The following is a 13,829-nucleotide window of genomic DNA, read 5'->3' on the forward strand; positions in this document are numbered from 1 at the left end:
CCTACGAACTTTCCCGCCGACAGACACTCATTGCAGGGGCAGCCGTCTCTTTTTCCATGTTTGTGCCGGTCGCCGACGCAGCCGACAAAAAGAGCAACGCAGCGATCGAAGGAGAATTCGAAATGACCGAAGCATTCGTAAAGACCAAGGAAGGCGTCGAACTGTACTATAAGGACTGGGGCCCCAAGGACGCTCAGCCGATCGTCTTCCACCACGGCTGGCCGCTGTCGTCGGACGACTGGGACACCCAGATGCTGTTCTTCGTTCAGCACGGCTACCGCGTCGTTGCCCATGACCGTCGTGGCCATGGCCGTTCGTCGCAGGTCGCCGATGGCCACACGATCGAGCAGTATGCGGCAGACGCCAACGCCGTTTACGAGCACCTGAACCTCAAGAACGCGGTTCACATCGGTCATTCCACGGGCGGCGGCGAAGTCGCGCGTTACGTCGCGAAATATGGCGAGCCGCAGAAGCGCGTCGCCAAGGCGGTCCTCGTCAGTGCTATCCCGCCGCTCATGGTCAAGACTGAGTCGAACCCCGGAGGCCTACCGATCGAAGTCTTCGACGGCCTGCGCAACGGTCTCGCCGCCAACCGCGCGCAGTTCTATCTCGACGTTGCATCCGGCCCGTTCTACGGCTTCAACCGTGAAGGCGCGAAGGTCTATCCGGGCGTCATCCAGAATTGGTGGCGGCAGGGCATGATCGGTGGCGCAAAGGCCCACTATGACGGCATCAAGGCCTTCTCCGAGACCGACCAGACCGACGATCTCAAGAAGATCACGGTGCCGACCCTGGTCATGCACGGCGACGACGATCAGATCGTCCCGATCGACGACGCGGCGCGCTTGTCCGTCAAGCTCCTCAAGAACGGCACCCTCAAGGTATATCCGGGCTACCCGCACGGCATGCTGACGACGCACGCGGACGTCATCAACCCGGACCTTCTGGCTTTCGTAAAGGGTTGATACCCGACCGTCAGCAGACCGCGGCCACGCAGGGTATCTGCGTGGCCGACGATCGGGCGCGACCCGACCTACTGATACCTTCCCGGATCGCACCCCCGCCAGATATCCGATCTCGATCTGGACCATGCAATCAAGTATTGGACCATGAAGGAGTTCGCCATCTTGGCGGACTCGTAGACGGCGATGCAATGAGATCGGCTCCGCGTTTGGTGGAGTTGCCGTCGCGCTGCGCCAATCCGGTGCAAATAGCCGGAGCCTGTCCCGCCGCCGGAAACGACTGCCCAGTCCCCCGCAGCGGCACTGGGCGTCCGTCCATCGTCAGCGAGCGGAAACCGTGTGCGAAAGCCGACCCTGAGCGGGCGGAAGCTTCGATGGAGTTACAAAGACCAACTCGGTCTTCCCGATGTATCGCTGCCGCCGCTCGTTTCGCGGCACGTCAGCATGTAATTCTTGGATTGATAACCCTCGAACGAGGGGCATCGCCGACACAGATTTCTTGAAAACACCCTAAGAGCCGTTAGGAAGTGGCTAGGCATTCGCTCGCGTTCCACGCTGTCACTCCATTTCGCAGACGAATCCTGCCTCCTGGGGCCTTCCGACCCGGCAGCAGAAAGGTCGCGCGAAATGAACAGGCATGAGCCACGTCCCGGTTTCGCTGAGATTCTCGAGGACGCCGATGCGCGTGGGGACCGCTTGCTCCGGCGCTTCGCAGGCAGCCGAGTTCCAGCTCGGAAAATAAACCTGTATCGGATGGTGGATGATGTCTCCCGAGAACACCGCCTTTTCATTGCCCGAAGACAGCGTCACGTGACAATGGGCCGATGTGTGGCCGGGACTCGTTTCGATGTAGAGTTCGTCGCAAAGCTGGAACGGAGCGTCGATAAGCAACCACTGGTCGCTCTCGAGTATCGGCTGGATCGTGTCGGCGATCAGGTTCAAGTGGTCGGCCGACGGGCTTCCTTCGCCGACGAGGCGCTCGAACTCGCCGCGCGACACCACGTATTTGGCGTTGCGAAAAGTCGGCACCCATCTCCCGTCGAGAAGGCGGGTGTTCCAGCCCGCGTGATCGATGTGCAGATGTGTGCAGAACACAAAATCGACGTCGTCCGGATCGACCCCGGCTGCCGTGAGGTTCTCCAGATATGGTGAGTTCATCATGGAGAAGAACGGACTGTCGGGGCGATGCTTGTGATTGCCGCTGCAGGTATCCACGAGGACGGTCAGATTAGGCAGTTTGATGACCCAGCTGTGTATGGAGCCGACCAGTCTGCCCTCGTTCGGCGCATAATGGTCCGGCACCATCCAATGAAGGTGCTTGTCCACGAGCCGGGCGTCCCAATCCGGCAGGAACGCTTTTGGAGGAAAACCGAGCCCGTGATACTCCTCGACCCGTAGGACCTCCGCGTTACCGATCCGCATGCATTGTCCCCCGTTTCTGTCAGATCAGTTAGTCCGGGCGACCTGGGTTCTTCAACCTACCTCTATGGCTAGGTATTTCCGAGTGATCGTGAAGCGTAAGGTCAGCTTGCAGAACTGCTTGTGGTTGCTTGCCCGCCGCTTGCTGGTTATTCGAGGAGGTTCCGGAACATCCTGATGTCTACGATGCGATTTCTTGATTTCGAACTGGATATTTCCCGTCGGTTCCTGACGCACCGGGGCGAACCTGTGAAAGTCGGCTCGCGCGCGCTCGATATTCTCGCCGTACTGGCATCGCGGTCGGGGGAGGTCATCTCCGCGAACGAGATTCTGCAAGCCGTGTGGCCAGGCAGCGCTTCCGCTGAAAATTCCCTCCGTGTACATCTGGTGGCGTTGAGAAAGGCGCTTTCGATCGGCGATGCCGACAGCCTCGTTCAGAGCGTCGCTGGCCGCGGGTACATCCTGTCGGCCACGGTAAAAACAGATGTGTCGAACCCCGAGACCGGGCAGCCCGTGCCCCGTGGCAAAGGCAACCTGCCAGGCAGAAATACGAGCGTGATCGGTAGGGAGAATTTCATCAGGCGGTGCCTCGATCTCAGGCAGTCGCGGGTGATGACGATCGTCGGGACCGGAGGCATCGGAAAGACCACCGTGGCTTTGGAACTCGCGCATCTCCTCAGTGACGAATACGAAGCCGTGTACTTCCTAGACCTCGCGGCGCTCAGTTCGCCGGCTAGTATCGGGCCAACCCTGGCGTCCTTGCTTGGTCTTTCGGTCTACGGCGACGATCCACTGCCCGGGATCACGGCGGCTTTATCGGATCGGAGGATCATGATCGTCTTCGATAACTGCGAGCATGTGATCACGGATACCGCCCAGATTGTCGAAAGCATTACCAGAACGTGCCCTAACGTAACCGTACTTGCGACGAGCCGGGAGCCTCTTTCTATTCATGCCGAAACCATAAGGCGTCTCGGTTCGCTGGATGTCCCCGAGGAAGGCGAGGTTTCTGCAGATGCTTTACAGCGATCCGCCGTGGCTCTTTTCATGGACAGGATGGAGCATTCGTTCGAGATCGGCGCTCCGCTCGACAGCGAACAGACGGCGATCGTCGCGGCGATCGTCAGAAGACTGGAAGGCATCCCGCTCGCGATCGAGTTCGCTGCGACCCGCGTGGTTGACCTTGGCCTGAAAGAGCTTCTTGCCTCGTTGGACCGGCCGTTGACGGTTTTGAGACGTGGGCGGCGCACCGCGCCCCGCCGCCAACAGACCCTTCAGGCGACACTCGACTGGAGTTACGGCTTTCTCACCGACAACGAGAAGTTCGCGCTACAGGCACTATCCGTGTTCGCATACTCCTTCTCGCGGGAAGGCGCGTATGTGGTGTGCGGGCTGTCTCTCGGGAAAGAGGAGACCGAAGACGCGATCTGGGGGCTACAATCGAAATCCCTTCTGGCGAGGTCAGAGTCGGGAACAGCGTTGCGCCTGCTTGAGACCACGAGGGAGTACGCGACGATCAAACTGGCCGCCTCCGGACAACAGGCGGAAGCGCGGCTGGCTCATGCCTCGCTTCTGCTCGTCCGGATGCGGCAAGCCGAGCTGCTATGGGACAAGCTCTCTACATCTCAGTGGATGAATGGATACGGGATACTTATTCACGACCTGCGTCTCGCTCTCGCCTTTTGCGAGGAGACAGGAAACTTCCACCTTCTCCATCAGCTTCTTGCCGCATCCGGGCTCCTCTGGACGCAACTGGGACTGATGAATGAACAGTTCCGGCATATCGAAAGAGCCGTTAAGGCGTTCGACGATGCGCCGACGACCGACACACTGGTGGAATCCCAGTTACGGTCGGCCTATGGCTCTATCGCTTACAACGTCCATAGCGTCGCCGGCGACATCGAGGCCCGACGACAGTTCGAACTGGCTGCCATGCTCGCGCGGTCCCTGGACGACGGCACCAAACTGCTTAGGGCAGGCAGCGGAATTTGCGCACTTCTCACCACTCAGGGCAGCTATCACGAGGCCAATGACGTCGCGCTTGGATTGGTTCGAGATCTCGGACCGATTGCAGAGCCGGCAGTCGATCGGATTCTTGCCCACAACAACCACTATCTCGGACGCCATGACGACGCTTACGCCCACGCGCGTCGTGCGTTGGATGCGAACGGTCTCGCGGTCCGCGGGACACTCACAAGCGGCGCGAGTTTCGGTCAGAAGACGCTGTCGTTGATGGTGATGGCGAAAACTGCCTATCTTAGGGGTCAGATCGACAAATCTCTGGAACATCTGGATGAACTGACGTCGGACGTCCTCGCCGTGAAGCATCCGATATCGACCTGCCTCGGTCTCGCAGTCGGGGCCTGCCCGATATATTTCGGTCTGGGCAGGCAGGATCAAGCCCACCGCTTTCTGGACATTCTAAGGGACATCTCGACAAGGAACTCATTGGTTCGCTGGCAGGAGTGGGTGGATGGGTTCGATTTCGCTCTAAGGGCAGCCCACCCCGATGACGAGGGTGTCATATCGAGCCTTCGTCGTGGTGGAAACGGACCGCGCCTCGAGAATATCGTGACAGTCGCCGGAAAGAAGGCGGGCATCGACCTGATCGAGCTAGCCCTTGCGGGAGAAGCGGGATGGTGCCAAGCGGAGCTTCTGAGGCTCAAAGGGGAAATACTGCTCGATCATGGAGAAACAGGCGGCAGAGACCTGCTTCTCGAGGGCTATGAAATCGCCAAGCTTCAAAGCGCCCTGACTTGGCAATTGAAATGCGCGACCAGCCTCGCGAAGCACGCCACGTTCAAGACGCTCTCGGCAGATCGCGAGAGGATCGATCGCACTTTGGCACTCTTCCCGGCCCACTTGGCAGAAGCGGAAACACATCTGAGGCTGCCGAGCATGGTTGGACGACACGCATAGGAGGACGATGAGGTCCAAGGATAGATCGGCAGAAAGGGATGAAGCCGCTTATCCATGTCCCCTGGACAGGTATGCGACGCCTCGGTCGATGCCAGTGCCGATGATCGCACCGTTCTGACCGATCGTACAATATTTAGGCTGCGTCCTTGGGCTTCCTGTCAGGGTCGAAACAATTCAGACGAGGAAATCCCATGTTCAAGAAATTGCTTTCATTCGCATTGCTGGCCACTTCGTTGATGGGGGCAGCCGCGTACGCTGCCGACACGAAGCCGACCATCGTCCTAGTCCACGGCGCTTTCGCCGATGCCTCCAGCTGGACTGGCGTAATCGGGAAGCTCGAGGCCGACGGATATCGGGTTGTGGCCGTTGCCAACCCGCTGCGTAGCGTCAAGGGCGACAGCGCATATCTCAAGCGGATCATCTCGAACCTCGACACACCCGTCGTACTGGTCGGCCATTCCTACGGCGGCGCGGTGATTTCCGAAGCCGCGACAAAGGGCGAGAAGATCAAGTCACTCGTTTACGTCTCTGCGTTCGCTCCCGAAATCGGGGAGTCCGCCCTCGAACTCAGTGGCAAATTTCCGGGAAGCACCCTCTCCCCGACGCTCGCCAAGCCTGTCGAGCTGGAGAACGGCGCAAAGGACCTCTACATCCGGCAGGACAGGTTCCACAAGCAGTTCGCCGCGGACGTTTCCGCGAAGGCCGCGGCCGCCATGGCTGCCTCGCAGCGCCCCGTAACCGATGTCGCCCTCGGCGAAGCCGCTACCAACGCCGGGTGGAAGGAAATCCCCTCGTGGTCGATTTTCGGCTCGGCCGACAAGAACATCCCGCCGGAAGCGATGAAGTGGATGGCCAAGCGGGCGAACGCGAAGGAGACCGTCGAGGTCGAGGGCGCGTCGCACGTCGTCATGGTGTCCCATCCCGACCGTGTCGCCAAGGTGATCGAGGACGCCGCCAGGGGCCGTTGAGGCTGACTGCCGGGCCTTTGCCGCTTGAGGCGGGGCCCGGCTAAACGATCGGGGTGATCAAGGGCCGACAGTAGCGACGTCGCGGCCTCCAATAGGCAGTGAACTATTCGCCGAATGGAGAACGCCGAGAGAGTTTGTGTTTCGCCATCAAGCCGCGACTTTGTTGCGGCCACTTCTTTGCCCTGTACATGGCCTCGTCGGCGCGGCGTAATGTCTCCGCGAGAGGCTCTGCTTCTGACGCGGTCGCAACCCGATGCTCGCGGTTACCCTGATGGAACGACCCTCGAACACCACGGGTGCGTCGCATACTAAATTCCGCATTTTCTCGGCCCGGTCCCCGACGTCGAGCGAGCCGGACGACGTCAGCACGATCGCGAATTCCTCGCCACCGATCCGACCGATGAACTCGCCTTCGCTGATTGCGGTCAGTATCCGGTGATGGAACGCCCTGAGAACAGCATCTCCGGCAGCATGACCAAAGGTGTCGTTGACGTCTTTGAAATCGTCGAGGTCAACGACGAGAACGGCCTCGGGCGATCTTTCCTCGCAACGCTTGAAGGAACCGCTTCGGTTCAGCGCGCCGTCAGCGGGTTCGAACGTCTTGAGTTCTTCCTGCATGACGTCTCCGTCGCGCGAACGGCAGGCCATAGCGGCCGCGGCGCGTAGGTTCGGGATTGAGGATTGGTGAGCTTCATATGGCGGTGCTCCCGCGTCCCGGCAAAGGTATAGCTCGGATGCGTGCCGGACGTGGGAGAAAACAACACCGCCGGCGGCGATGGCGGGCCACGGCGTTTTCAAACGCGCCTTGCTGCGACCACAATCCGTGCCTATATATGTCCCATCGGCATTGCTGATGAGCGCTGAGACAAATTCGGCGCTCGCAACTGCCGCGTCGCTTCAAACTTTTGACCACGGATGTACTGGCACGGGTGATTGGGCGATGATGAGGAAGGTCGGTGCGGTTTCGCCCCGGCCTTTTTTGTTTCTCGTCTGGTGTTCGCCGATGGCGACGAAACTCTACGTGCGTCGGACGGGCACGCTCGCCAAGAAAAGACTGTTACAGAAGCAAAACGTCTATGTGATGCCTCAAATTAGCGCGGAGGCGCGGGCTCTAAGCGGAGGCACGTGCCGCAAGAACAAGCCGCGTTTTGTAGCGCGGCCTGTATGAATGGCACCGGAATGCGTCAGAGCGCCGTGACGTTCTCGGCCTTGCTCTTGCCGGTCTTTCGATCCTGGCCGATTTCGAATTCTACTTTCTGGCCCTCGCGCAGCGTGCCGCCGCGTTGAAGTGCCGAGACGTGTACGAAAACGTCCTGGCCGCCATTTTCTGGGGTAATGAAACCAAACCCCTTGTCGTCATTGAAAAATTTCACGGTTCCTGTCGGCATGTTCGTATCCTGGCTCGGTTGTTACATTGCGTCGAACCGTGCGCTTTTGGCCGGGGCACAGCAACCCTTCGAAGCGCTGTGTCGCGTTCCGATGTTCAGGTATCCGTACACCAAGAATTCATGTTCACGCGTTCGATGTACGGCACGGCCGACATGCAAGAACAGGGCGAGCTTCTGACGAAGGTCGCCGAACTGATCGACAGCGGGGCGATCAAGACCACTGTCACGGAAGTCCTGCGGCCCATCAACGCGGAGAACCTCAAGAAGGCCCACGCGACGCTGGAGAGCGGGAAGGCCAAAGGCAAGATAGTGCTCGAGGGCTTTTGAAGCCGGAAGGTATTTCGATGGAGAAGCCGCCGGGACCGAGCCAGGTCCCGGCGGTCGGTGATGTCGCGCAGTAAAAGCCTATGCCGCAATTCGCGCGACGAGCACATCGTGATGCTCGCGCGGGTTCGTCAGAGGATGTTCTTCACGAAGGAGGTGACGGTCTCCGCGCAGAATATCGGCTCCTGGTGATGTGGGCCGTGTCCTGCCTGCGGGATCGTCACCAGATGCAGCGACTTCCACTTCGTGGTCAGCGGTAGCCAGTTCCCGATCGGGCATGCGATGTCGTGATCGCCGCTGATGACGAGAACCGGGTTCTTGCCCGCGGCCAGCGCCGCCATCTCCGTACCCTCCGGATCGGGATAGATCGTCGAGCGGTCCTTTGCCTCGCTGAGAAGCTTCATAAAGACGGTCTCGGGAATCTGCGGGGAGCGGTCGGCATCACGGCTTTCGATGCGCTCAAGCGAACGCTTTGCCGCTTCCCGGCTGCTTTCCGACTTTGGCTCGAAGAACAGGATCGTCTGGTCTTCCAAACCATTGTTTGGGTGCATTGCCGTTTCCATGAACAACCGCTCACCGCTCACTTCGGGTTTTCCGGGAGGAGCCGTGCCGATCAGCACGGTGTGGGAGACCAATTCCGGATGGGTGGCCGTGAACTTTTGGGCAACGACCCCGCCGAGCGACCACCCGCCGATCACGACCTTCTCGAAGCCGAGGAAGTCGATGAGATCTCTGGCGTCCTTGACCAGAGAAGCCCGGTCGTAGATCGGATGTCCGGTGGATGCTCCCAGTCCCGTATAATCGAATATGACGACTTCGAAACTCTTTGCCAGCTCGTCGAGGAACAGCGGATCCCAGGAATCCATTGTTCCGCGGAACCTGATGTTCAATACGAGGGGCGTGCCCTTTCCGAACCTTCTGTAGGCGATCTTACGATCTTCGAGGTCGGCAAACTTAGTCGATGTCGTCGAGGCGGCCTCAGTCATAGCAGTTCTCCTTTGTTTGGTAGAGGAAACCGTTTCCGGGCTGCCGCTTATTGTACGATGTAGTCGCGGGGATCTGATCTGTCCCCGCGAGTATCCTCTCTCAATCGATGCTAAGTGCGCAGAATCCGCTTTAATGAGCCCCGAAGAGCCACAATGAAGACCACTATTTGACGGGATCGCTCTTGAACGCAGAAAGGTTTTCTTTCAGCCAGGCGTATGCTGACCGAGGTGGTTGACCGGTGAGTTCGAAGACTGTGGATGTCGTTTCCGACTGTACGGACAGTTCGAACAGCTGGTCGAGACCAAGTTGAAGGTCCGCCATCATCTCGCTCAGCCCCGAATTCAAAAGCACCTCTCGGTGTTCTCCGGGGGTGCGGTGATTGTATGAAATCTGCTCGCCGAGCAGTCGCGATAGTTCGGCAGCGACATCAGGCATGCTTACTGCTGCTGGTCCTGTGAGATGATAGGCGCGCTGCGCTTGGAGGTTCGCCCTATCGAGAAGTACCGCACGCGCGACGTCTGCGACGTCGCGCGTGTCGATGAGGTTGACGCGTCCTTCGCCTGCGGCCCCGCCCCATGCGCCTTGGGCGACAAATGCAGCCCTGCTCCTCAATATATCGACGAAAGTGGATGGACGAAGGAGCGTGTACCCAACATCGCGTGTAGCAAGATGCGCCTCGATCTGTGCATGCCAGTCGAACGGGTGAAGCCTTACAGGCGGCCCCATAACTGAGACTTTCACGATGTGCGCGACTCCGGCATCGACCGCCGCATCGATCAGAGCGATTTCGTTCTCTACCTGCCGTCCGTAGGTGCCGTGCACAACGAAAAGCTTATCGGCTCCTTCTACAGCCTTCGACAGCGTCGACGGCTTTTCGAAGTCGACTACCGTCGGTGTAATCCCGCGCGGCAAGCGATCCGTGGACGGATCACGCGAAAGCGCCACGAGTTCGACATCATCGGTTACGAGATTCGAGAGTAGTGCAGAACCAATTCGGCCTGTCGCGCCCGCAACCGAGATGCGCAAAGCGCCTTTAGAGAGTATGTCGGACATAATGTACCTTTTTGATGATCTGTGGCGACGGTAAGTGCCCGTCGCTGGGTGCGAAAAATTTAGACGGTTTGCATAAGTCGAATGAGCGCATGCTTGACAGCCGAGCCGTGACATAAACCGACGCTGTTCCGGGATACGCCTTAGACGGCGTCGCGTTACGACTGATGCTGGGACGACTTTCCATCGGGTCGCCCACTACAAGGGTGCCCGACCTTCCGCCCGAGGTTGATCCATGGGTTACATGGCATTTTTGCCTGGTTCGAATTCGGTTTTCATAACCCCGAATCTTCAAGGCGAACTGAATTACGACCTAGTCGATGCGCCCGGACGCGGGCGGGTCACTCGCAGGGAACGACTCGATCAGGGCCTCTTCGAGTAGTTCGTCGGAAGTCGATCGAGGTAAAGACTGCATTTCAAGGCCCAAATCTTCGAACTCAGGCAGCGTTTCCGCCCCGTCACGCAGAGTTTCGAAAGCATCATCTGTCGTTTTGGTCATCGCAAGTTCTCCTTTCGAGGAAGATCTGGCCATGTGGCGCTTCTCCCGTATTGGAAGATTCAACCTCCACGGACTGTGGCGGTGGCTCGAGAGCGCGGCGCGTGAGTGACATTAATGGCAGGAGGGATCCTTCAATACCCTTTCAGGCACCGAATTTTACAATAACCGCACCTGCCGCGGGCCTACACCTCCTCAAGAGATTTGATGGAGGGTTCGTTGTTAGCAAAAATCGAGAAAATAAGCGGGGTTGTTCCGGCCGAAGGCGAAGTTCCGCTCTTCAACGAGGGTGAAGCGGTTGCGATCGCAATGCGTTCGCCGATCGGGCACTACAGGATGCCGACGTATCTTCGCGGTAAGCGCGGGAAGGTCGAAGCAATCATACCTGGAATGGCCGTGGACAATGAGGAAGAGGGGTATGGCCGCAACGCGGGGTCCAAGGGCCATTACTATAGAGTGGCAATCCCGATGACCGAGGTTTGGCCGGACTACATCGGTTCGGCGAATGACGGCCTTCGAATCGAAGTCTTCGAAAACTGGCTGGAGAAACCGTCCGATGTCTGACCACGACCACGACCACGACCACGACCATGCGCCTCTCACCGTAGATGAAAAGCCAGGCTATTTTGATGTCATGGAGACGGCGGTTAGAGAGCTTCTGATAGAACGGAAGCTTTTCGGAGCCGATGAAATCCGTCGCCAAATCGAAGTACTCGACTCGCGCACCCCAGCTCTTGGCGCAAAGGTTGTAGCAAGGGCCTGGACGGACCCCGACTTCAAGTCCCGCCTTCTCGAGAATGGGCGTACCGGGTGCGAGGAACTGGGCATTACTTTCTACGACGACACCCAGTTGATCGTTTTGGAGAACACGCCCGACGTACATAATCTCATCGTGTGCACGTTGTGCTCGTGTTACCCACGCCCGGTACTTGGTCTCCCACCCGACTGGTACAAGCTTAAACCCTATCGTGCCCGCGCGGTTTACGAACCGCGAGCTGTCCTGGAGGAATTCGGGACCTCGATACCCCACGAGGTCGAGATACGAGTCAGCGACTCTACGGCAATCATTCGTTACCTCGTTCTGCCGATGCGGCCGGAAGGAACCGAGCATCTCAATGAAGCGCAACTGGCCGACCTGGTCACTCGTGATGCCATGATTGGGGTCATCCAGGTGGAATACAAAAAGGAGGCAGCGTGATGGTGTCTGAAAATCTTGTGAGGAAACTCCCCAACGATATCGGTGGCGACGAAGCGGGCAAAATCGAACGCGTCGAGCATGAGTTGCTTCCTTGGGAAAAGCGATGCCATGCGTTGGCCGATGTCCTCGACTTCCACAAAATCATCAACACCGAAGAGAAGCGACGCGGCGTGGAATCTCTGGGTGCGGAGATGGTTGGGAAGCTATCTTACTACGAACGATGGATCGTCGCGTTCGCCAATATTCTTTTCCAAAAAGGCATTCTGACGCCTGGAGAACTGGCGATGAAGATGTCGGAGGTCGAAGGAAGGTTCTCTGATGTTCCAAACGCGCACCATAGCTAGACCGGGCAGCCAAGGCACCGTTCCGAGCTTCTTCGAGAACAATCCCGAGCTGCCAGTTCTTCGCCGGGCGTTTGTAGAAGCCGTGGGAACAGCATTCCTTGTTATCGCGGTGGTCGGTTCGGGTATCACGGCATCCAGGCACGTCCCAGCCGAACAGTTGGCGGCATCCCTAATGGTTGCGGTCTCGATAGCAGGCGCGCTAGTGGGCCTGATAGTTGCCCTGGGAAAAGTGTCCGGGGGGCATTTCAACCCGTTGATCACCTTTGCCCAATGGCTGAACAAGGAACGCAGCACCGGCTGCACCGTATTGTACATCGTGGGACAGGTAGTCGGTGGCGCTCTTGGCGCGATCCTTGCAGCTACGATGTTCGGCTCCCCTATGCGCACTGATTTAGATGCCCTCCCTTCGTTCGGGAACTTTCTGAGTGAACTTGTTGCAGCCGCTGGGTTGATGACAGTAGTCTTGGGGTGCGCGCGCAGTACCAAATGGGAAACCGGACCGTTCGCTGTCGGAGCTTGGTTGGTGGCGGCTATCATCGCCACCCCTTCCACTTCCTATGCGAACCCTGCGGTCACACTTGCCGCGATATTCGCAGCGGGCCTCGTCGGCCTTTCGCCACTGACATCGCTTGCGTTCGTTCTGGCACAAATAGCCGGAATGTTCGTCGCCATGGGTATCAACAAGGTAGCCTTTACCAGAGACGCCGTAGTTACTGAATAGGTGACGACGTCCTGGTCAACCTTCTTCCGCGGCGAGCGCGCGCCTTTCTGCATTTGATTTTTGGGGGAGCAGGTCGCTCCCGCAATCGCGCGATGGCCATAACATCTATTACAAGCCCCACCCTCTTGGAGAACAGCAATGCATATCGAACCCGGAATAGTAGACGGTGCCAAAATCGTACTCAGCTATGCGACAGCAGGTTTCTCAGGCCTCTTCACCCTCAAGTTGGCATCGAGCGATATCAACAAACGCGGCGCTTTGTCATTTGTGGTGAGAAGTGCGATCACGACCGCTCTGGCCTTCTGCTTCTTCGAAGTCCTGCCACACTATCCTGTCGGGGTCTCGGAGGTACATCTGATCCTCGGCTCAACCCTTTTCCTTCTGTTCGGGATGGCCCCGGCGGCGACCGGGCTGGGGCTGGGTTTGCTGGCTCAAGGCCTGCTTTTTGCGCCATACGATCTGCCGCAATACGGGATGAATGTGACGACGCTTCTCGTGCCGCTCTTCGCTCTCCGGATGGTTGCCTCACAAGCGATTGCGCCGGGAATTCGGTATGTTGACCTCAAGTATCGCCAGGCTCTTGCTCTCTCCGTGACCTATCAAGCGGGCATCGTCGCATGGGTTGCATTCTGGGCGCTGTATGGCCATGGCATTAGCGTGGACAACCTCGCGTCCATCGGAGCTTTCGGACTGTCGTACATGCTGGTGATCGTGATCGAACCGTTGGCGGATATCGTCGTCCTCGCTATAGCAAAGTCGAATGCGACTATATCGCGTAGCTCGTTCTTCGAACCCCGACTGCTCGGGCGAGCCTGATCATCTTCACCAATTTAAGCACAGGTCTGCGACTTTTGCGTTGCAATTTGGGCAACTGTCAGCGTCTTATCCAAATCAAATCGCGGTAGGGTGCGGCACTTCGCACCTTATCACTGCAACGCCGGTTCCGACCGCGTATCTTGACGTGCCAAGGATGACGCTCCTGACAGGTATGCGAACCCCTGTTGCTAACCTTGATCGTTCTTAGGCTATATTCCTGAACCCTTCGTCTACAAA

15 protein-coding genes are annotated in these 13,829 nt (G+C 58.4%); 9 read left to right on the forward strand and 6 right to left on the reverse strand.

The window, feature by feature from the left end:
- Positions 1 to 122 precede the first annotated feature (122 nt).
- A complete protein-coding gene (locus tag GGQ64_RS23535; RefSeq protein ID WP_425488534.1) occupies positions 123 to 965 on the forward strand; it encodes an alpha/beta fold hydrolase in 843 nt (280 codons plus the stop codon).
- 555 nt (positions 966 to 1,520) lie between these two features.
- On the opposite strand, the gene GGQ64_RS23540 is transcribed toward GGQ64_RS23535, so the two are convergent.
- Positions 1,521 to 2,384: an MBL fold metallo-hydrolase gene (locus tag GGQ64_RS23540; RefSeq protein WP_183807785.1), complete on the reverse strand. Its 864-nt coding sequence runs from the start codon at positions 2,382 to 2,384 to the stop codon at positions 1,521 to 1,523.
- Between the two features lie 174 nt (positions 2,385 to 2,558).
- Between GGQ64_RS23540 and GGQ64_RS23545 the strand changes: the two genes are divergently transcribed.
- Together GGQ64_RS23545 and GGQ64_RS23550 are read left to right on the forward strand one after the other, a co-directional pair.
- The gene (locus GGQ64_RS23545) at positions 2,559 to 5,300 is read left to right on the forward strand and encodes an ATP-binding protein (RefSeq protein WP_183807786.1); all 2,742 of its coding nucleotides are present in this window, start codon (positions 2,559 to 2,561) and stop codon (positions 5,298 to 5,300) included.
- A gap of 191 nt (positions 5,301 to 5,491) precedes the next feature.
- Positions 5,492 to 6,268: an alpha/beta fold hydrolase gene (locus tag GGQ64_RS23550; protein WP_183807910.1), complete on the forward strand. Its 777-nt coding sequence runs from the start codon at positions 5,492 to 5,494 to the stop codon at positions 6,266 to 6,268.
- A 147-nt stretch (positions 6,269 to 6,415) separates the two neighbouring features.
- On the opposite strand, the gene GGQ64_RS23555 is transcribed toward GGQ64_RS23550, so the two are convergent.
- Both GGQ64_RS23555 and GGQ64_RS23560 read right to left on the reverse strand, forming a co-directional pair.
- Positions 6,416 to 6,886, reverse strand: a complete 471-nt coding sequence (locus GGQ64_RS23555; RefSeq protein ID WP_183807787.1) for a GGDEF domain-containing protein — start codon at positions 6,884 to 6,886, stop codon at positions 6,416 to 6,418.
- A 566-nt stretch (positions 6,887 to 7,452) separates the two neighbouring features.
- Positions 7,453 to 7,656, reverse strand: coding sequence for a cold-shock protein (locus tag GGQ64_RS23560; RefSeq protein ID WP_183807788.1), 204 nt, complete (start codon positions 7,654 to 7,656; stop codon positions 7,453 to 7,455).
- Between GGQ64_RS23560 and GGQ64_RS23565 the strand changes: the two genes are divergently transcribed.
- Positions 7,567 to 7,983 carry a zinc-binding dehydrogenase gene (locus GGQ64_RS23565; RefSeq protein WP_343059550.1) on the forward strand — a complete coding sequence of 139 codons (417 nt, stop codon included), beginning with the start codon at positions 7,567 to 7,569 and terminating at the stop codon, positions 7,981 to 7,983. The genes GGQ64_RS23560 and GGQ64_RS23565 overlap by 90 nt on opposite strands.
- A gap of 128 nt (positions 7,984 to 8,111) precedes the next feature.
- Here the strand turns inward: GGQ64_RS23565 and GGQ64_RS23570 are convergent, their stop codons facing one another.
- The 3 genes from GGQ64_RS23570 to GGQ64_RS23580 all read right to left on the reverse strand — a co-directional run bounded on the left by GGQ64_RS23570 (position 8,112) and on the right by GGQ64_RS23580 (position 10,516).
- Positions 8,112 to 8,966, reverse strand: coding sequence for an alpha/beta fold hydrolase (locus GGQ64_RS23570; protein WP_183807789.1), 855 nt, complete (start codon positions 8,964 to 8,966; stop codon positions 8,112 to 8,114).
- A gap of 163 nt (positions 8,967 to 9,129) precedes the next feature.
- The gene (locus GGQ64_RS23575) at positions 9,130 to 10,020 is read right to left on the reverse strand and encodes an NAD(P)H-binding protein (protein WP_183807790.1); all 891 of its coding nucleotides are present in this window, start codon (positions 10,018 to 10,020) and stop codon (positions 9,130 to 9,132) included.
- A 310-nt stretch (positions 10,021 to 10,330) separates the two neighbouring features.
- The gene (locus GGQ64_RS23580) at positions 10,331 to 10,516 is read right to left on the reverse strand and encodes a hypothetical protein (RefSeq protein WP_183807791.1); all 186 of its coding nucleotides are present in this window, start codon (positions 10,514 to 10,516) and stop codon (positions 10,331 to 10,333) included.
- Positions 10,517 to 10,732: 216 nt separating this feature from the next.
- On the opposite strand from GGQ64_RS23580, the gene GGQ64_RS23585 reads away from it, so the two are divergent.
- The 5 genes from GGQ64_RS23585 (at position 10,733) to GGQ64_RS23605 (ending at position 13,592) form a co-directional block, all read left to right on the forward strand.
- Positions 10,733 to 11,077 carry an SH3-like domain-containing protein gene (locus tag GGQ64_RS23585; RefSeq protein ID WP_246422884.1) on the forward strand — a complete coding sequence of 115 codons (345 nt, stop codon included), beginning with the start codon at positions 10,733 to 10,735 and terminating at the stop codon, positions 11,075 to 11,077.
- Positions 11,070 to 11,711: a nitrile hydratase subunit alpha gene (locus tag GGQ64_RS23590; RefSeq protein WP_183807793.1), complete on the forward strand. Its 642-nt coding sequence runs from the start codon at positions 11,070 to 11,072 to the stop codon at positions 11,709 to 11,711. The genes GGQ64_RS23585 and GGQ64_RS23590 overlap by 8 nt, the downstream gene beginning before the upstream one ends.
- Entirely contained in the window at positions 11,711 to 12,055 is a 345-nt protein-coding gene (locus GGQ64_RS23595) for an SH3-like domain-containing protein (RefSeq protein ID WP_183807794.1), read from the forward strand. The genes GGQ64_RS23590 and GGQ64_RS23595 overlap by 1 nt, the downstream gene beginning before the upstream one ends.
- A complete protein-coding gene (locus GGQ64_RS23600) occupies positions 12,030 to 12,776 on the forward strand; it encodes an aquaporin (RefSeq protein WP_183807795.1) in 747 nt (248 codons plus the stop codon). The genes GGQ64_RS23595 and GGQ64_RS23600 overlap by 26 nt, the downstream gene beginning before the upstream one ends.
- 138 nt (positions 12,777 to 12,914) lie before the next feature.
- Positions 12,915 to 13,592, forward strand: a complete 678-nt coding sequence (locus tag GGQ64_RS23605) for an energy-coupling factor ABC transporter permease (protein WP_183807796.1) — start codon at positions 12,915 to 12,917, stop codon at positions 13,590 to 13,592.
- Positions 13,593 to 13,829: the final 237 nt, after the last annotated feature.

The organism is Mycoplana azooxidifex (assembly GCF_014196765.1).
GTDB lineage: Bacteria > Pseudomonadota > Alphaproteobacteria > Rhizobiales > Rhizobiaceae > Mycoplana > Mycoplana azooxidifex.